At 65.1% G+C, this 17,244-nt stretch carries 13 protein-coding genes and 2 tRNA genes; 10 read left to right on the top strand and 5 right to left on the bottom strand.

Going from position 1 to position 17,244, the window contains the following annotated elements; translation table 11 throughout:
* Positions 1 to 77: 77 nt before the first annotated feature.
* The gene (gene amt / locus AC4D2Q_RS02370) at positions 78 to 1,679 is read left to right on the top strand and encodes an ammonium transporter (RefSeq protein WP_490944628.1); all 1,602 of its coding nucleotides are present in this window, start codon (positions 78 to 80) and stop codon (positions 1,677 to 1,679) included.
* Positions 1,680 to 1,784: 105 nt separating this feature from the next.
* Positions 1,785 to 3,440, top strand: a complete 1,656-nt coding sequence (locus AC4D2Q_RS02365) for an AMP-binding protein (protein ID WP_490944626.1) — start codon at positions 1,785 to 1,787, stop codon at positions 3,438 to 3,440.
* Here AC4D2Q_RS02365 and AC4D2Q_RS02360 read toward each other — a convergent pair.
* Positions 3,437 to 4,420, bottom strand: a complete 984-nt coding sequence (locus AC4D2Q_RS02360) for a DNA-3-methyladenine glycosylase family protein (RefSeq protein WP_490944624.1) — start codon at positions 4,418 to 4,420, stop codon at positions 3,437 to 3,439. The two genes, AC4D2Q_RS02365 and AC4D2Q_RS02360, sit on opposite strands and share 4 nt — an antisense overlap.
* Before the next feature lie 125 nt (positions 4,421 to 4,545).
* Between AC4D2Q_RS02360 and AC4D2Q_RS02355 the strand changes: the two genes are divergently transcribed.
* Together AC4D2Q_RS02355 and AC4D2Q_RS02350 are read left to right on the top strand one after the other, a co-directional pair.
* Entirely contained in the window at positions 4,546 to 5,925 is a 1,380-nt protein-coding gene (locus tag AC4D2Q_RS02355; protein WP_490944622.1) for a cystathionine beta-synthase, read from the top strand.
* A 30-nt stretch (positions 5,926 to 5,955) separates the two neighbouring features.
* On the top strand, positions 5,956 to 7,104 hold the full coding sequence (locus AC4D2Q_RS02350) for a cystathionine gamma-synthase (protein ID WP_490944620.1): 1,149 nt from the start codon (positions 5,956 to 5,958) through the stop codon (positions 7,102 to 7,104).
* Positions 7,105 to 7,127: 23 nt separating this feature from the next.
* Here AC4D2Q_RS02350 and AC4D2Q_RS02345 read toward each other — a convergent pair whose 3' ends face one another.
* A complete protein-coding gene (locus AC4D2Q_RS02345) occupies positions 7,128 to 7,565 on the bottom strand; it encodes a hypothetical protein (protein WP_490926406.1) in 438 nt (145 codons plus the stop codon).
* Positions 7,562 to 8,743 (bottom strand): amidohydrolase, encoded by a 1,182-nt coding sequence (locus AC4D2Q_RS02340; RefSeq protein WP_490944618.1) that lies wholly within the window; start codon positions 8,741 to 8,743, stop codon positions 7,562 to 7,564. The genes AC4D2Q_RS02345 and AC4D2Q_RS02340 overlap by 4 nt, the downstream gene beginning before the upstream one ends.
* 127 nt (positions 8,744 to 8,870) lie before the next feature.
* Between AC4D2Q_RS02340 and AC4D2Q_RS02335 the strand changes: the two genes are divergently transcribed.
* Positions 8,871 to 10,169, top strand: coding sequence for a glycosyltransferase 87 family protein (locus tag AC4D2Q_RS02335; RefSeq protein ID WP_490944616.1), 1,299 nt, complete (start codon positions 8,871 to 8,873; stop codon positions 10,167 to 10,169).
* 176 nt (positions 10,170 to 10,345) lie between these two features.
* On the opposite strand, the gene AC4D2Q_RS02330 is transcribed toward AC4D2Q_RS02335, so the two are convergent.
* Positions 10,346 to 11,278, bottom strand: coding sequence for an endonuclease domain-containing protein (locus AC4D2Q_RS02330; protein ID WP_490944614.1), 933 nt, complete (start codon positions 11,276 to 11,278; stop codon positions 10,346 to 10,348).
* A 311-nt stretch (positions 11,279 to 11,589) separates the two neighbouring features.
* On the opposite strand from AC4D2Q_RS02330, the gene AC4D2Q_RS02325 reads away from it, so the two are divergent.
* Both AC4D2Q_RS02325 and AC4D2Q_RS02320 read left to right on the top strand, forming a co-directional pair.
* Positions 11,590 to 12,270: an MOSC domain-containing protein gene (locus AC4D2Q_RS02325; RefSeq protein ID WP_490944610.1), complete on the top strand. Its 681-nt coding sequence runs from the start codon at positions 11,590 to 11,592 to the stop codon at positions 12,268 to 12,270.
* A gap of 341 nt (positions 12,271 to 12,611) precedes the next feature.
* Positions 12,612 to 14,513 (top strand): DEAD/DEAH box helicase, encoded by a 1,902-nt coding sequence (locus AC4D2Q_RS02320; protein ID WP_490926411.1) that lies wholly within the window; start codon positions 12,612 to 12,614, stop codon positions 14,511 to 14,513.
* A 139-nt stretch (positions 14,514 to 14,652) separates the two neighbouring features.
* On the opposite strand, the gene AC4D2Q_RS02315 is transcribed toward AC4D2Q_RS02320, so the two are convergent.
* Complete coding sequence (locus AC4D2Q_RS02315) at positions 14,653 to 16,026, bottom strand: protein kinase domain-containing protein (RefSeq protein WP_490944608.1); 1,374 nt, start codon at positions 16,024 to 16,026, stop codon at positions 14,653 to 14,655.
* 211 nt (positions 16,027 to 16,237) lie between these two features.
* On the opposite strand from AC4D2Q_RS02315, the gene AC4D2Q_RS02310 reads away from it, so the two are divergent.
* The 3 genes from AC4D2Q_RS02310 to AC4D2Q_RS02300 all read left to right on the top strand — a co-directional run bounded on the left by AC4D2Q_RS02310 (position 16,238) and on the right by AC4D2Q_RS02300 (position 17,236).
* A tRNA-Thr gene (locus tag AC4D2Q_RS02310) sits at positions 16,238 to 16,309 on the top strand.
* A 79-nt stretch (positions 16,310 to 16,388) separates the two neighbouring features.
* A tRNA-Met gene (locus AC4D2Q_RS02305) sits at positions 16,389 to 16,465 on the top strand.
* 204 nt (positions 16,466 to 16,669) lie between these two features.
* Positions 16,670 to 17,236 carry a type 1 glutamine amidotransferase domain-containing protein gene (locus tag AC4D2Q_RS02300; RefSeq protein ID WP_490926414.1) on the top strand — a complete coding sequence of 189 codons (567 nt, stop codon included), beginning with the start codon at positions 16,670 to 16,672 and terminating at the stop codon, positions 17,234 to 17,236.
* Positions 17,237 to 17,244 lie beyond the last annotated feature (8 nt).

Below are 17,244 nucleotides of genomic sequence, written 5' to 3'. Positions count from 1 at the left end.
GATGATCGAGTAATTCACCGCAGTGCCCGCATGCAGAGTGCATGCAACGGGGCCGCATTTCACCGGGACGGCCGGCCGTGAACGGCGCGGATACCGCCTGGGTCCTCATATGCGCGGGACTTGTCCTGTTCATGACCCCCGGGCTGGCGCTCTTCTACGGCGGCATGGTTCCGGTCCGCAACGTCCTGACCATGATGATGCAGAACATCATTCCGATGGGCATCATCACGATAACCTGGGTGCTCGTGGGCTACACGCTGGCGTTCAGCAACCAGGGGAACTCCCTGGTCGGGGAGTTTGACGCGTTCGCCCTGATCGACGTCGACACCCCCCAGTTCCACACGGTGGCCGCAGGTGTCACCATCCCCGCGCTCGCTTTTGTCGCCTATCAGATGATGTTCGCCATTATCACTCCGGCGCTGCTGACCGGGGCGACGGCGGGACGGCTGAAGTTCGCGGGGTGGACCGTTTTCCTGGCTGCCTGGTCCATCATCGTCTACCCGCAGGTGGCGCGCTGGCTGTGGAACCCCAAGGGATGGCTGACACAGCTGGGCGCGCAGGACTGGGCCGGCGGAATGGTGGTGCATGCATCTGCCGGTGCCGCCGCCGTCGCCGTGCTGCTGGTCGTGGGCCGCAGGCGGGGCTGGCCGAATCCGAAGACCTCTCCCAACAACCTGCCGATCATGCTCGTTGGTGCAGGAATCCTGTGGTTCGGCTGGTTCGGGTTCAATGCCGGTGACGGGCTGCAGGCCAATGACATTGCCGCCCAGGCCCTCATCAACACGCATGTTGCCGGCGGCGCCGCCATGCTCACCTGGCTGCTCGTGGAACGTCTGAGCAGCGGCCACTCCACCCTGGTGGGGGCAGTGTCCGGAGCTGTTGCGGGGCTGGCCACCATTACTCCGTGCGCGGGTTATGTGGGCACCGGTGCAGCACTTCTGATCGGGTTGATTGCCGGCTGCGTGTGCTGCTTCGCCGTGCGGCTCAAGCACGTGCTGCACTACGACGACGCACTGGATGTCATTGCTGTCCACTTCCTTGGCGGCGTGCTGGGATCACTGCTGCTGGGCTTTTTTGCCGACAGCTCGATCAACTCGGTCAGCGAGGACGGCGTTTTCTCCGGCGGCGGCGGGGTGCTGCTCTGGCACCAGATTGTGGCCGTTGTCTGCGTGGTGCTGTTTTCCTTCGTCCTCAGCTGGATTATCGCCGTGATTATCGACCGCACCATGGGGCTGCGCGAGCCCGGTCCGGAACAGGATGACCTGGACCGCGTCCAGCAGGGCGCTTCCGGCTATGCACTCAGCGGCATAACGTCCCGGCCCACCACCAGCGGACGGGGCGCGGAAACCGGCCTGCCCGCAGGCACCGGGACGGACGGCGCGCCCAATCCGCCGATCCATCTGATCAGTGCAGCCGTGGACACGGACCGCGTCGACGGACTGCGGGATGCTCTGCTGCTCGCCGGCGCCAGATCCATGGAACTGGCCGATGCCGCCGTCTACTCCGGAAAGGTCCGCACGGAGAACTTCCGCGGCGACCAGCGGAAGATGGACTTCGAGGACCGGCTGCGGGTCCAGGTCGCCGTGGACGATGAGCACGAAGAGTCCGTGACGGCAGTGCTCAAACGGTTCGGTGCCGATTCGGCAAGCATGTACCGGGTGGCCATCACGCCGTACTAAACACCGGTTCCATACTTATCGGCCGGGCGGCGGGGCTATTTGCTCGCAAGGCAACTCTTGATAGCGTTCGGGGCACTGATTGCCCCGCAGCCAAAGGAGCCTGCCTTGCCCTCATATGCCTCGTCGCCCTCCCCGGTGCCGCTCCTGCAGGAAACCATAGGAGCGAACCTGGACCAGGTTGCTCTGCGTTATCCGGACTCCCGTGCACTGATTGACGTTCCATCCGGGCGGACCTGGACCTACGCGGAGTTCAACAGCGACGTCAACAATCTTGCTGCCGGGCTCATCGCGCGCGGAGTCCGCGCCGGAGACCGGGTGGGCATCTGGGCACCCAACTGCCCGGAATGGACCCTCATCCAATACGCCACGGCAAAAGCCGGCGTCATCCTCGTCAATGTGAACCCCGCGTACCGCCAGAGCGAGCTGGACTTCGTGGTGAAACAAAGCGGAATGCGGATGCTCTTCACCGCGCCCAGCGATCCCCGGAACGACTACGAGGCCATGGCAACCAGGACACTGACCGTCGCCGAAGCCCTGACCGAGCTGGTGGTCCTCACCGGGCAGGCCGGCGACGGTTTCGATGCACTGGCCGACGACGGTCGCCGCGCCGGAGGCGGGTTCCTGGCGGAACGCATGGCCGGGCTTCGCCCGCAGGACCCGATCAACATCCAGTACACCTCCGGGACCACCGGCTTCCCCAAAGGGGCCACGCTTACGCACTCCAACATCCTGAACAACGGCTACTTCATCGGTGAACTGCTGGGCTACACGGAAGGGGACCGCGTGGTGCTCCCGGTCCCCTTCTACCACTGCTTCGGCATGGTGATCGGAAACCTTGCGGCCCTCTCCCACGGCGCGGCCACGGTCATTCCTTCCCGGACCTTCAACCCGGCTGCCGCACTTGAAGCGGTTGAGGCTGTGCAGGCCACCTCCCTGTACGGGGTTCCCACCATGTTCATTGCCGAGCTGGCCCTGGATGATTTTGCCGATTATGACCTCTCCTCGCTGCGCACCGGCGTCATGGCAGGCTCGCCCTGCCCGGAGGAGATTATGAAACGGGTCATCCGGGACATGAACATGTCCGAGGTGGCCATTTGCTACGGCATGACTGAAACCTCTCCGGTGTCCACCATGACCCGCCGCGGAGATTCCCTGGAGCGGCAGACACGCACCGTGGGACGCACCATGCCGCATCTGGAGACCCAGGTGGTGGATCCGGGCACCGGCGAGCAGGTTCCCCTGGGTGAGATCGGCGAGTTGTGCACCCGCGGATACAGCGTGATGTCCGGATACTGGAATGAACCGGAGAAAACCGCCGAAGCAGTCGACGCCGAAGGCTGGATGCACACCGGCGACCTGGCCCGGATGGATGAGGACGGGTACGTCAGCATTGAAGGCCGGATCAAGGACATGGTGATCCGCGGCGGGGAGAACATTTATCCGCGTGAGATAGAGGAGTTCCTCTACTCCCACCCGTCCATTCAGGATGTGCAGGTGATCGGTGTGCCGGATGAGCGGTACGGGGAGGAGCTGATGGCCTGCATCATTGCCGTTCCCGGGGCTCCGGAACCCGATGCCGCAGCCATTGCAGAGTTTTGCCGCGGACGTTTGGCCCATTACAAAATCCCGCGGTACGTGCAGGTGCGCGGCAGTTTCCCCATGACGGTGTCGGGAAAAATCCGCAAAGTGCAGATGCGGGCGGAAGCCACTGAACAACTGGGAACGGGCCCGGCGGAGGCACCGGTGCCGGCACAGCCCTAACGGTTGCGGTGGTCCTCCGGGGTTAGCCGCGGCCCGTAGGCCTGCTTGCGGAAGCCACTGAGGACCAGCAGCCGCACCACCCGCTGCCGGTGCCCGCGCCAGGGTTCGAGCAGTGCCAGCATCCCGGCGTCGTCGGTCCTGCGCCCGGTCAGCGCGTCACCCACATACGCGGCCAGATGGAAGTCGCCCACGGACACCGAATCCGGGGCTCCATGGGTGCGCTGGGTAATTTCCGCAGCGCTCCACGGACCGATTCCGGACACCGAGCACAGGCGGGCCGTCAGGTCCTCGCCAAGCGGAACGGAAGCCAGGCGTTCCAGTCCGGAGGCGACGGCGCAGGCCCGCAGTATGGTTCCGGACCGGTGCAGATCCACCCCTGCGCGGTGCCAGTCCCAGCTGGGGACGCGGCGCCAGACTGAAGCCCCGGGCGGAACCTTGAGTCCGGCCGGTGCCGGACCCGGCGCATCGGCCCCGTACCTGGCTACCAGATACCGCCACGAATAATAGGCCTCCATGGCCGTGACCTTCTGTTCCAGGATGACGGGAACAATGCTGTCCAGCATCCGGCCGGTCGCGGGAAGCCGCAGTCCGGGGTTCCGGTGCCGGGTCTGTGCCACCCCGGCGGGGAGGGTGGCAGCGAAATCCGGGTCATCGAAGGAAGTCCAGTCGTCGTTTTCCCCGAGCAGGGCCGGAACGCCTGCCAGCGCTGCCTCCGCACCGGGTCCCCAGGCGCGGGCCAGCACACGGGCGCCCGGTGCGGGGGCCGGCTGTTCGGTGAGGGCAAGAGTGGCGTCGCCTTCCGGCGTCGAGAACGCCAGCCACGCAATACCGGGGCCGATCCGTACCGCCGGATCCTTCCGCCCGTGGGCGAGGATGCCCAGCGACTGGGCTAAACGGAACGGCCGGTTCGATTCCCAAAGCAGGGAAAGGGATCCGGCTCCGGTTCCGGAAGCAGCGGACACCGGTACAGACAGGGACATAAGTCCATCGTCGCACGCACCTCCGACAGCTTTCCCCCGGGAGCGGGAACAGCCGGTGTGGTTTTTGCTACGCCGCATTCCGGGGAAAGCTGGACCGTTCGGGGTGAACAAGTAACGTGTTGCACATGAAGTATGCCAACACAGTCCTGGACCTGATCGGCAAGACCCCGCTGGTGAAGCTGCACCACGTCACGGAGGGCATCGCGGCCACCGTGCTGGTGAAACTGGAATACCTGAATCCGGGCGGATCCATTAAGGACCGCATTGCGGTCCGGATGATCGAGACCGCGGAACGGGAGGGCAAACTTAAGCCCGGCGGAACAATCATCGAGCCCACCAGCGGCAACACCGGCGTCGGCCTGGCCCTGGTGGCCCAGCAGAAGGGCTACCGCTGCATCTTTGTCACCCCGGACAAGGTTGGAGTGGAAAAGCGCGACGTACTGCGCGCCTACGGTGCGGAGGTAGTGGTCACGCCCACCGCCGTCGCGCCCGAAAGTCCTGACTCCTACTACGGGGTGTCCGACCGTCTGGTGCGCGAAATTCCCGGTGCTTACAAGCCGGACCAGTTCTCCAACCCGTCCGCCCCGGTCAGCCACTATGAGTCCACCGGTCCGGAAATCTGGGACGACACCGACGGCACGCTGACCCACTTTGTGGCAGGAGCGGGCACCGGCGGCACCATCACGGGCACCGGTCGGTACCTCAAGGATGTTTCAGCGGACCGTCCCTCCGGCCCCGTGCGGATCATCGCGGCTGACCCGGAGGGCTCGGTCTACTCCGGCGGCACCGGACGTCCCTACTTCGTGGAGGGCGTTGGCGAGGATATGTGGCCGGGCAACTATGACCCGTCCGTTCCGGACGAAGTCATTGCCGTGAACGACGCCGAGTCATTCGCCATGACCCGCCGGCTCGCCCGCGAGGAAGGACTGCTGGTGGGCGGCTCCTCAGGCATGGCGGTGGTCGCGGCACTGCGCGCGGCCCGCGAGCTGGGCCCGGACGACGTCGTGGTGGTGGTACTGCCGGACAGCGGCCGCGGTTATATGGGCAAAATCTTCAACGATGAGTGGATGCGCTCCTACGGTTTCCTGCAGGGGCCCGAGCAGGAGGCAGCCGTGCAGGATGTCCTGGCCACCAAGGACGGATCGCTGCCGGATTTGGTGCACACGCACCCGAATGAAACCGTCCTGGACGCCATCAACATCCTGACCGAATACGGGGTCTCCTGCATTCCCGTCCTCTCCCAGGAACCGCCGGTGCGGATCGGTGAGGTTCTCGGATCAGTCGACGAGCGCTCGCTGACGGAAAAGCTGTTCCGCGGCGAGGCCAAGGCCACGGACAGCATCAGTGAACACATGGGACCGCAGCTGCCGCTGATCGGTGCCGGGGACTCGGTGACGGCCGCCAGGGAGCGGCTGCGGGAGCACGACGCCGTCATGGTCACCTCGGAGGGGGCGCCGGTGGGAATACTCACGCGGCACGACCTGCTGTCCTACATGAGCGTCTAAGCAATAAGCCAGTTGAGCAAGGAGCAAACCATGAGTGAAGGCTTCAACACCCGCGCCATCCATGCGGGCCAAACCCCTGATCCCACCACCGGTGCGGTAATTCCGCCCCTGTACCAGAGCACCACCTACGCCCAGGACGGCATTGGCGGACTGCGCAACGGATATGAATACGGCCGGGGCACCAACCCGACCCGCGACGCACTGCAGGACCAGCTGGCCGCGCTGGAAGGCGCTGCCCACGCGTATTCGTTCAGCTCCGGGCTGGCCGCGGAAGATGCGCTCATCCGTGCGCTGCTGGCGCCGGGGGACCACATTGTGCTGGGCAACGACGCGTACGGCGGAACGTACCGACTGATCAACAAGGTCCTCTCCGGCTGGGGCATCACCAACGCCGCGGTGGACATGTCCGACGCCGGCGCCCTCACCGCAGCCATCGCGGCGGGCAACACCAAGATGGTGTGGCTGGAAACGCCGTCGAACCCGATGATGAAGATTTCCGACATCGCCGCCGTAGCCCAGGCTGCGCACGACGCCGGAGCCTGGCTGGTGGTGGACAACACGTTCGCGTCGCCGTATCTGCAGCAGCCGCTGGCCTTCGGCGCGGATATTGTGGTGCACTCCACCACCAAGTACATCGGCGGGCACTCGGACGCGGTGGGCGGGGCGGTCATCCTGAACGATGACGACGCCGCCGAAAAGATCGGTTTTATCCAGTTTGCGGTGGGCGCTGTGTCCGCACCAATGGAAGCATGGCTGACCACGCGCGGGCTGAAGACCCTGGGCGTGCGCATGGACCGGCACTCTTCGAACGCCATGGCCGTTGCCACCTGGCTGCAGGACCAGCCGGCCGTGGAAAACGTGCTCTATCCGGGGCTGGAAAACCACCCCGGCCATGCCCTGGCCAAGGCCCAGATGAAGGACTTCGGCGGAATGGTTTCGGTGACTTTCAAGGGCGGAGAAGCTGCCGCGCGGAAGGTGGCGGAATCAACGAAGGTGTTCACCCTGGCCGAGTCCCTGGGCGGGGTGGAATCCCTGATGAACTACCCGTCAGAGATGACCCATGCCTCCGTCAAGGGCACTGAGCTGGCGGTGCCGGAGAACCTGCTCCGGCTCTCCGTCGGGATCGAGGACGTCGAGGACCTCATCGCTGACCTCGAGCAGGCGCTGGGCACGATCTAACCGGGGAAAGCGTGATCCGGGGGCTACCGCCGGCCGAAGAAGCGCCGCCGGACCTTCGGATCACGTTCCTGGAAGAACCTGCTGCTCTGCGGAAGCCAGAGAATCAGCACACACAGCAGCAGCAGGCCTGCCAGGGCGATGAGGGCCGGACCGCGGAACAGCAGCGGCACCCCCACGATCAGGCCCACGGTTGTGAGTGTTTCGCGTGCACTGCGCTTGCCGGTCCGCAGCCGCAGGATGGTGAACGCGATCACCAGTGCCACCGCCAGCACCACGCAGCCCAGCCCGGTCAGCGCTGCGGCGTCCCGGTGCTGGGTGCGGGCAGAAACAATGAAGGAAATTCCGGCTGCGCCCACCAGGAATGCTGCGGCCAGCCAGGCACCTGACGCGGCACGGATGATCGAGGGCAGGGGAGTGCGCGGGCTGCGCGGCGCCGGCGGACGGATGGCGGATCGGATCACTGGCGGCCGGCCACCACGGGCGTCCGGGTTTCCGTGTCATAGCGGTACACTTCACGGCCGCCAATCCACACCTTCAGGGCCCGCTGCATCACGTCCAGCGGATCTCCGCTCCACAGCACGACGTCGGCGTCCTTGCCCGGTTCCAGCGAACCGATGCGGTCCGCCAGGCCAAGGACCTTGGCCGGATTGATGGTCACCGCGCGCAGCGCCGTCTCCGGGTCCAGGCCTTCCTTCACAGCCAGCGCCGCCTGGTAAATCAGGAAGTTGATGGGCACCACCGGGTGGTCGGTGATGATGGAGATTTCCACGCCCGCGTCCGCCAGCTTTCCGGGGTTTTCCATGCTTCGCTGGCGCAGCTCCACCTTGGAGCGGGTGGTGAACAGCGGCCCGATCAGAACCGGAACGCCGCGCTCGGCCAGCACATCGGCCAGCAGATGCGCCTCCGTGCCGTGGTCCAGGACCAGGTCATAGCCGAACTCGTCGGCCAGGCGCAGGGCCGTGCCGATGTCGTCCGCCCGGTGGGCGTGCTGGCGCCACGGAATTTCCCGGCGCAGCACCATGGCAAGGGCCTCGAGCTGGGGGTCGCGGTCGTCGTCGTCGTTCTTGCCCATGTGGTTCTGCGCATCCATGAACGCCTTGCGGATGACCAGTGCGGTGCCCAGGCGTGTGGAGGGTGTCTGCTTCTTGTCGCTGTAGACCCGTTTGGGGTTCTCGCCGAGGGCGGACTTCAGCCCGCTGGGGGAGCGGAGGATCATTTCCTCCACATACCGGCCGTGGGTGTGCAGGGCGACGGCGAGTCCGCCGATCGGGTTGCCGGAGCCGGGGTTGATGTTCACCGCGGTGACTCCGCCGGTCAGCGCGTCATCAAAACCAAGGTCATGCGGATTCACGCCGTCAATGGCGCGGACACCGGCCATGACCGGATCCGTCATTTCGTTGGTGTCGTTTCCGGCCCAGCCTTCGCCCTCTTCATGCACGCCCAGATGGGTGTGCGCATCCACCAGGCCCGGCAGGAGCCACCGGCCGCCGGCATCGAGCACCTCCGCACCCTCGGGAATATGCACGTCCGGACCCAGCTCCCGGATTTTGCCCTCAGCCAGCACCACGGTGCCGGTGAACGGAGGAGCTGTGACGGGAACAACACGTGCATTGATGATGGCCAGAACCGGTGCGGACATGAGCAACCTTCCAAGGGCGGATTCAGTGCGCCCAGCCTATCCTGCGCCCGGTAAAGTCCGTGGAAGCGCGGCCCGCCGGTAGACTTGCGAACGTAATATCTAGGCTGGCTGTAGTGCAGGGAGAATCATGGGCCTGAAGACCCGATCCGGAACGGCCCGGCTGGCGGTGACCCTGGCGGCGCTCCTCGCAGCAGTTGCCATGGCCGTGGCCGCCTTTGTGATTTCCCCGCGGCACGGACTCGATTTCAGTGTGTACCTGACCGGCGGGCAGAGCGTGCTCGACGCCGGCGGCGCGCTTTATACCAAGGAACTGCAGTACCGCGAAGGCAGCAGCCTCCTCTTCACCTATCCGCCGTTCTCCGCCCTGATGTTCGCCGTTTTGGCACCCTTCGGGCAAAGCATCGGGCTGAACATCTTCACCGGCATTTCGCTGCTGATCGCTGCAGCCACGGCAGTGCTGGGAGTGCGTTACGCTTTCCGCCAGCCGAGCGTCCGGGCAGTCCTGAAGAACCACCGGCTGCGGCCGCTGGCCCTGGCCGCCATCGGCTTTGTGATCCTGCTCGGCCCGTGGCGGGAAACCCTGGCCTTCGGGCAGATCAATATCTTGCTGTTCGGGCTGATCATGGCGGACTTCCTGATCAAGCGCGAAGGCTGGCCCGCCGGCCTGCTCACCGGCGTTGCCGCGGGCCTGAAGCTGACGCCGCTGGTCTTCGGCCTGTACTACCTGGCGCGCGGTGACTGGCGCGGGCTGCGCAACATGGCCTTTGGGTTCCTGGCCACCTTCGGGCTGGGTTTTTTGATCCTGCCGCGTGAATCCCGCACCTACTGGGCCGAGCTGCTGCCGGACACGTCCCGGATCGGCGGGGCCGGCTATGTGGACAACCTGAGCATCAAGGGCGCCATCCTGCACTTCATGGGACCGGATTTCCCGGTGGACCTGCCCTGGCTGCTGCTGGCGCTGCTAACCGTGGCTGCCTGCACCGTGATCATCCGGCTGGCCGGCAACCGCGGCGACCTGATGACCGCCCTGGCGGCAACGGCACTGCTGATGCTCCTCATCTCCCCGGTCTCCTGGTCCCATCACTGGGTGTGGGTGGCCCTCTTCATTCCCGTGCTCTGGCGCAACATTGCGGATTATTCTCAGAAGGGCAGCGGAGTGCGGCGCTGGGGGATGGTTCTGCTGGTTTCCTCCTTTGTGGTCTTCCTGCTTTCTCCCAAGGCCATCGGCTGGCTGATGGGAGCACCCAACCTTGATTCCCAGGTGCCGACGGCGTGGCTCATGGCCTCCAGCGTCGGCGTGTTCTGGGGCGTCGGACTCATGGTGTGGTGGCTGGTGGCGCTGTGGAAGAGCCGTCCGCAGCACTGGTGGACGCAGGCCGTGTCCGAGCAGGTCCCCGCACCCCGGGTGAACAAGGTCCAGTCCTAGGTTGAGATGGTGCCGTTCGGCCCGTCGAGTGTCGCGATAGCGCCGTTCGGCCCGTCGAGTGTCGCGATGGTGCCGTTTTCAACGCGCTGTTCGTGAATCTCCTCGACAATCGAAGGGTCTATTCGGCCGGATCTCGTTCCTCGAAATGAGGTGAGCCCGCGTCAATTGGCCGCACGTCAGCCGAGCCACCCATTGTCCCGGAGAGCCCGGCGGATCGGAGCAAGGACGGTGGCCTCGGATTGGCGCAGCTGCAACCGGTTGATCTTGATCTGGCGCCATCCTGCCAGTGCCGTCAGCGCATCCCGTTCATTGTCCGAGGCCTGCTGCTCCGGCGTTAGATGATGCAAGCCGTCGTATTCAACGCAAACGCGGTACTGCGGACTGCCTAAATCACTCCAAACTGCTCGGTGGATGCGGGGTGACACTATTGGGCAATTGACCGTGAATTCCGGCAACCCTCCGCGCAGCATCATCAGCCTAAGACGCGTTTCCGGCGGCGAGTCCACTCCCACCCGCACGAGCGTCAGGGCCTCTTTGATCCGCCGCAGGAAGCGGGCACCGCGAAGAGAAGCAACGTAGGAATGCAGCTCTGTCAGAGGAATGTTGGGGATCCGCGGCGGGCCGAAGTCCCGCCGGTGCTCGCTCACCAGCCAATCGGCAGCGGCTACTAAGCTGTCGAAATCCAGACGGCCGGCTATATCGACCCAAGTGCGGGCAAGACCGGTCAGGGGAATCCCTTCGATGTCCTCAACGTCCGACTGAAGAAGGCTGCGGCGATGACCCTGAACCCCCTTTCGGGCTACTGCCGCACTTCCAGCAGGGCGGGTGAAGTGCAACAGGCTCTCGGCCTCCAGATGCGGAGGCAGCGGCATCCCGTGCAACTGCGCGGCGGTCACATCGCTGACGACGGCGTCCGGCAGCAGAACAAGATGAGGGCGGATCCGTTGAACCAGCGATAGCTCCACACCAACCGGTACCCGCAAACTACGGCTGACGGTTCTCAGGTCCCGGGCTCGGGTTCGTTTGCGCGGAACCCCGCAAGCATCCGACTCCGGCAGAGCAAATGATCGCCGGGTCAGTGCGGGAGGAAGCTCAGGTGCGTTGCGCATGCCCGAATGCTTCCAGCGCCGGTACTGGCCCAGCAGCCGGCCGGCCGGCCCCGGTGGATTTCCGTTCTCGTGCGGAACCAATTGGATGCCCTGTGCAGGGAAGCATGAGGACTACGAGGACTACGGGAGCAGCGGGCACGAGCCGAGTGTCGACCTCATGCCGCCTCGGGCCAGCGAGAGTGGAGATGATGCCGCATTGGGGCGTTCATTGCGGCATCTTCCCTACTCTCGGGCGGCGGGCCGTCAGCAGCACCGAAATGCTCCGTCGTGGAGGAGTGCCAATCGGGAAGCCTGCTCGTAGGATGATCGGCATGACCCCGGGAACCCTGCTGGCCGTGTGCCGTGTCCATGAACTGCTGCCCACCACCGACAACACCGGCGTGACCGCGATCGACAAGCGCCCCGTCACCGGTGCGGTGAAGGTGCACGGCCTCGGGTTGAGCGGGGACATCCAGGCCAGCCGCAAGCACCACGGCGGAGAGTCGAAGGCGGTGTACGCGTATTCGCAGGACGACGCCGATTACTGGGCAGCAGAACTGGGCACCGACATCCGCCCCGGGCTCTTCGGAGAAAACCTGCGCATCGGCGGCATGCCGGTGTCCGACGCGGTGATCGGTGAACGCTGGCAGATCGGGGACGGCACCGTCCTGGAGGTGACCTGTCCGCGCACTCCATGCCGCAACTTCGCCCTGCGCATGAAGCAGCCGCGGTGGGTGCTCCGGTTCGCTCAGGCGGGCCGGACCGGAACCTACCTGCGTGTCATCCGCAACGGCAGCATCACCGCCGGCGATCCGGTCACCGTCATTGCACGGCCCGAGCACGGAATCACCTCGGGAGACGTCTTCCGGGGACTGACACCCGAACAGGCCGACGCCCTCAGCGCTGCCGCAGCCGCCGGGAAGGTCAAGCTCTCGCCGGAAATCCTCAAGGTGCTGCGGACTCTGAAGGTACGGGAAACAGCAGGGATTTCCGCACCGGCACCGGCCCGGTAGGACCCGATGCGGGGCCCCTGTGCCCAAGCTCACCGCCCGGTATGGACGGTCCGGCCCCTGCATGCCGTACACTTGAAACATCCCCCACTCCGGTATTCCCTTATTTTCCTGCGGTTTCTAATCGCAAGGTACGTTGTGTTGGGGCCCGCATTCTCGAATGCGGGCAGATTCATCTTTTGGGAGCGCCGGCAAAGAAATCGTCACACCGGCCACTGATCACAATCCAGTGAAATTGGTCTACAGCTGTGACGGAAAGTCCTGCCATGGGATTGCAATAGCGCCGGACTTACGTCCTGCGGCCGTTATGGCCGCACATCCCAAATGAATGAGGATTATTTCTTTTGCTTGACTCTGTAGAAAACACCGAAACCGCAGAAAACGCCGCTCCCGAGGCTGAAGAGAAGCAGGTTCTCTTCACCGATCTCGGTCTTGATTCCCGCGTTCTGCAGGCCCTGGTTGATGTCGGATACGAAAAGCCGTCCCCCATCCAGGCAGCCACCATCCCCCTCCTGCTTGAAGGCCGCGACGTCGTCGGCCTGGCGCAGACCGGTACCGGCAAGACTGCCGCGTTCGCCGTTCCCGCCCTGTCCCTGATGGCGGCCCTGCCGGCCACCAAGGACACCCAGATCCTGGTGCTGGCACCGACCCGCGAACTGGCCCTTCAGTCCGCTGAAGCCTTCGCTTCCTACGCCAAGTACATGGACAACTTCACCGTCCTGCCCGTCTACGGCGGATCCGCTTACGGCCCCCAGCTGGCCGGCCTGCGCCGCGGTGCACAGGTTGTTGTCGGTACCCCCGGCCGCGTCATCGACCACATCTCCAAGGGCTCCCTGGACCTGTCCAACCTGCAGTACCTGGTCCTGGACGAGGCCGACGAAATGCTCCGCATGGGCTTCGCTGAAGACGTCGAGCAGATCCTGGCGACCACCCCCGCCGACAAGCAGGTGGCACTGTTCTCCGCCACCATGCCCGGCGCGATCCGCAAGATTGCCAAGAAGTACCTGAACAACCCGGCGGAAATCACGGTCAAGTCCAAGACCACCACCGGTGCGAACACCCGCCAGCGCTACGTGCAGGTCATGGGCCCGCACAAGCTGGACGCGATGACCCGCATCCTGGAAAGCGAAGAGTACGACGGCGTTATCGCCTTCGTCCGCACCAAGATGGCTACCGAGGACCTGGCTGACAAGCTGAAGGCCCGCGGCTACCTCGCGGCAGCAATCAACGGTGACATCCCGCAGCAGCAGCGCGAGCGCACCGTCGAGGCCCTGCGCAGCGGCAAGATTGACATCCTGGTTGCCACCGACGTCGCCGCCCGCGGTCTTGACGTTGAGCGCATCAGCCACGTCATCAACTACGACATCCCGCACGACACGGAGTCCTACGTCCACCGCATCGGCCGCACCGGCCGTGCAGGACGCACCGGCGACGCGATCCTCTTCATGACCCCGCGTGAGAAGTACCTGCTGCGGGCCATCGAAAAGGCCACCCGCCAGCCGGTTGAGCACATGCAGCTTCCGAGCATCGACATTGTGAACAACAAGCGCCTGGCGAAGTTCTCCGAGCAGATCACCGAAACCCTGGCATCCGAGGATGTCTCGGTCTTCCGCGACCTGGTCACGACCTACCTGGCCGACCACGACGTCACCGCCGAGGAAGTTGCCGCAGCCCTGGCCGTTATGGCCCAGGGCGGCCGCCCGCTGCTGATGGAAGAAATTCCCCAGGCTCCGGCCCGCCAGCGCGAGCGCTCCGAAGGCCGCAACGACGGCAACGGCTCCCGCGGCCCGACACGCCCGCTGACCGAGGGCAATGCAACGTACCGCATCGCCGTCGGCCGCCGCCAGCGCGTCATGCCCGGCTCCATCGTTGGCGCCATCGCCAACGAAGGCGGACTCTCCTCGGCACAGATCGGCGGCATTGACATCCGCGCCGACCACACGCTCGTCGAGCTCCCGGCCGACCTCAGCCAGGACCAGCTGCGCGCCCTGTCCCGCACCCGGATCGGCGGCGAGCTGATCCACCTCGAGCTGGACAACGGCCGCAAGCCGGCCCGCGAACGCGAAAGCGGCGGCTTCAATGACCGCGGCGACCGCGGCGGTTTCAAGAAGGATTTCAAGAAGCGCGACGGCGAGCGCAGCTTCGGTGACCGCAGCGGCAGCGACCGCGGCGGCTTCAAGAAGCGCGACGGCGACCGCGGCGGCTTCAAGCCGGCCGGTACCCGCGCACCGCGTTTCCGCGACTAATCACTGCATGAGCCGGTGCGGCGCCGCGAGGCGCCGCACTGACACTGCGGACTGACGCAAAAAGGAAGGGCACCTCTTCGGAGGTGCCCTTCCTTTGTCATGTCAAGGTCGTGCAACAGGCGCCCGGCCAGCGGCGCGGTTAGGAAGCGAGGGTGCGCTGACTCTCCAGCCGCAGTTCCAGATCGTTCATCACGATGGCAGCCAGGTCTTCCAGGGTCCGCACGTCTTCGTCGGTGAAGTCGCGCGGCTCCCGGTCCAAAATGCACAGCGTGCCCAGATTGTGCCCCTCACGCGTGTGCAGCGGCACGCCGGCGTAGAACTGCAGGCCAAACTCCCCGGCGACCAGGGGGTTGGCCAGCGTCCGGGGATCGGCGCGTGCGTCGGAGACCACCCACGCATCCTCCTGCAGGATTGCCGAGGCACACAGTCCCGGATCCCGTGCGATCTGCTCCACATCCGTTCCGTGGTGGGACTTGAACCAAATCCGGTCCGTGTCCACCACGCTGACGATGGCCACCGGCACGGCAAACAGCCTCGCGGCCAAGGCAGTGATCCGGTCAAAGGCGCCGTCCGGCGGGGTGTCCAGCAGGTTGTAGCGCCGAACCGCTTCCAGCCGCTCGGCCTCGTTAGCCGGAATCAGCGGCAGACTCTTGCGATGGCGGGCGCGCGGTGCCACCGCCAGCTCGTACAGGGCAAGCGAGACTTCATGGGCCGTGGGCCGCGCCCCGGGCGCCAGGGCCGTCATTTCCCGCAGCAGCACCCGGAACCCCTCCTCGACCCCGTCGGGGATGGCAGGAGGGTCCAGAAGGCGTGCCACAGCACTTTCCAGGGCGGGCCCCGGATATGCGGGCACGCCGGTGAGGCACTGCAGCAGGACCAGGCCCAGCGAGTAGATGTCACACGGCGTGCCCACGGCGTCGCCGCGTGCCTGCTCAGGGCTCATATAGGCGGCGGTGCCGGTGAAGGTTCCGCCGTGGGGCTGCGGGTCGCGGGCGATCAGGGCGACGCCGAAGTCGGTGAGCTTGGCCCGCAGCCGTTCGTCGTCTCCCCGGTAGTCGAACAGCATGATGTTGGCCGGCTTCACGTCCCGGTGCACAACGCCGGCTCCGTGCATGTAGTCCAGGCCCACGGCCAGGTCGTAGCCCAGCTGGGCAACCTGGCGGGCGGGCAGCGGCCCGTCCTGCAGCCGCCGCCGCAGGTCGGCTCCCTGAACCAGTTCCATGACCAGGTACACCTGCTGCTCGCCGGCGCTGCTGAGGTGCGTACCGGCGTCGAGCAGCGTGACCAAACTGTGGTGGTTCAGCCGGGCCAGGATCTTTGCCTCGTCGTCGGCCTGCCGCTGTTCCTCGGGGGTCGCAGCGGCGGAGCGGATCAGTTTGACCGCAACGCTGCGGCCCAGGAACTCATCCCGTGCGCGGTAGACGGTGCCCATGGACCCCGCACCGATTTTCTCTTCCAAGCAGTACCGGCCGCCCAACAGGGCACCTTCCGGGTGCTGCGGTGAATCTGTCACCTATCCCTACTTTCTCGCCCCCTAAGCATACTGAGTAATGGTTGGTTCTTCTTACCTTTTCCGGCCGTTTGGGGGAGGCAAAATCCAGCCGCCCGGGGGGTCCGCAAAGGGTCCGCCAGCCTCTCTGCGGCAGTGGGCCGGATCACTTTATCGGCGCGGATTTTCCTCGATTTCACGTTCTCGAAAAGTGCTGGTAGAGTATTTACTCGTTGCCCCGATAGCTCAGTGGTAGAGCGCCATCTTGGTAAGATGGAGGTCCCGGGATCGATTCCCGGTCGGGGCTCTCAATGGGAGGGCCCGTGTTGCTAAGGCTGTTTGTTTTTGCAGAGGCCATTTAGGGACACGGGCTTCACTCATTTAGTGGCGGTGTAGCTCAGTTGGTTAGAGCGCACGACTCATAATCGTGAGGTCGGGAGATCGAGCCTCCCCACCGCTACCAGCAAAACCCCCGGAATCTTAGGATTCCGGGGGTTTTTTTGTTGCCCGGAACCCTTGGCGGCCAGCCTGGCGTGGCTGCGCGGTCGAACCCCTTGAGAATTTAGTCAGCTTGCTTATTGCGGTCCTCCCTTCCTAGGGTGAAGACACCGAACCATTACGTTCCCGTGCGGACCCCGCCTCAGGAACTCTGCGAAACGGAGGCAACATGTCTGATCATGATATTTCCGGCAAGAAGGTCGCTTTTCTCCTCACCGACGGTGTGGAGCAGATTGAGCTCACCAGCCCCTGGGAGGCCGTGAAAGCGGCCGGAGGCGTACCCACTCTGGTCTCGCCGTCCACTGGAACCATCCAGGGATTCGACGGTATGGACAAGGGCGAGACGTTCACCGTTGACCTGGCTGTGGCGGACGCCAGCGCCGAGGACTTCGACGCACTGGTCCTGCCCGGCGGCGTAGTCAACGCTGACTTCCTGCGCGTGGATAAGGACGCGCAGGCCTTCACCCGTGCGTTCTTCGAAGCGCACAAGCCCGTGGCTTCCATCTGCCACGGACCGTGGCTGCTGATCGAGGCCGGCGTCGTCAAGGGCCGGGACGTGACCTCGTACTACACACTGGCCACGGACCTGAAGAACGCCGGAGCAAACTGGAGCGACGAGGAAGTGGTGGTGGACCAGGGCCTGGTCACCAGCCGCAATCCGGATGACCTGCCGGCCTTCAACGACAAACTGCTGGAAGAAATCGCCGAGGGCGAGCACGAAGGACAGCACGCCTGAGAACCTTC

This window comes from Arthrobacter sp. TJ-178, assembly GCF_058269275.1.
Note: the sequence above shows the minus strand (reverse complement) of the source record. Positions and strands in the feature narration are given on the sequence as shown.

Bases quoted from the DNA above. Each gene is read 5' to 3' on its own strand.
- AC4D2Q_RS02335 (WP_490944616.1), top strand. From the start codon at position 8,871: ATGGGCCTGAAGACCCGATCCGGAACGGCCCGGCTGGCGGTGACCCTG.
- AC4D2Q_RS02360 (WP_490944624.1), bottom strand. From the start codon at position 4,420: ATGTCCCTGTCTGTACCGGTGTCCGCTGCTTCCGGAACCGGAGCCGGA.
- AC4D2Q_RS02350 (WP_490944620.1), top strand. From the start codon at position 5,956: ATGAGTGAAGGCTTCAACACCCGCGCCATCCATGCGGGCCAAACCCCT.
- AC4D2Q_RS02355 (WP_490944622.1), top strand. From the start codon at position 4,546: ATGAAGTATGCCAACACAGTCCTGGACCTGATCGGCAAGACCCCGCTG.
- AC4D2Q_RS02325 (WP_490944610.1), top strand. From the start codon at position 11,590: ATGACCCCGGGAACCCTGCTGGCCGTGTGCCGTGTCCATGAACTGCTG.
- AC4D2Q_RS02340 (WP_490944618.1), bottom strand. From the start codon at position 8,743: ATGTCCGCACCGGTTCTGGCCATCATCAATGCACGTGTTGTTCCCGTC.
- AC4D2Q_RS02330 (WP_490944614.1), bottom strand. From the start codon at position 11,278: ATGCGCAACGCACCTGAGCTTCCTCCCGCACTGACCCGGCGATCATTT.
- AC4D2Q_RS02300 (WP_490926414.1), top strand. From the start codon at position 16,670: ATGTCTGATCATGATATTTCCGGCAAGAAGGTCGCTTTTCTCCTCACC.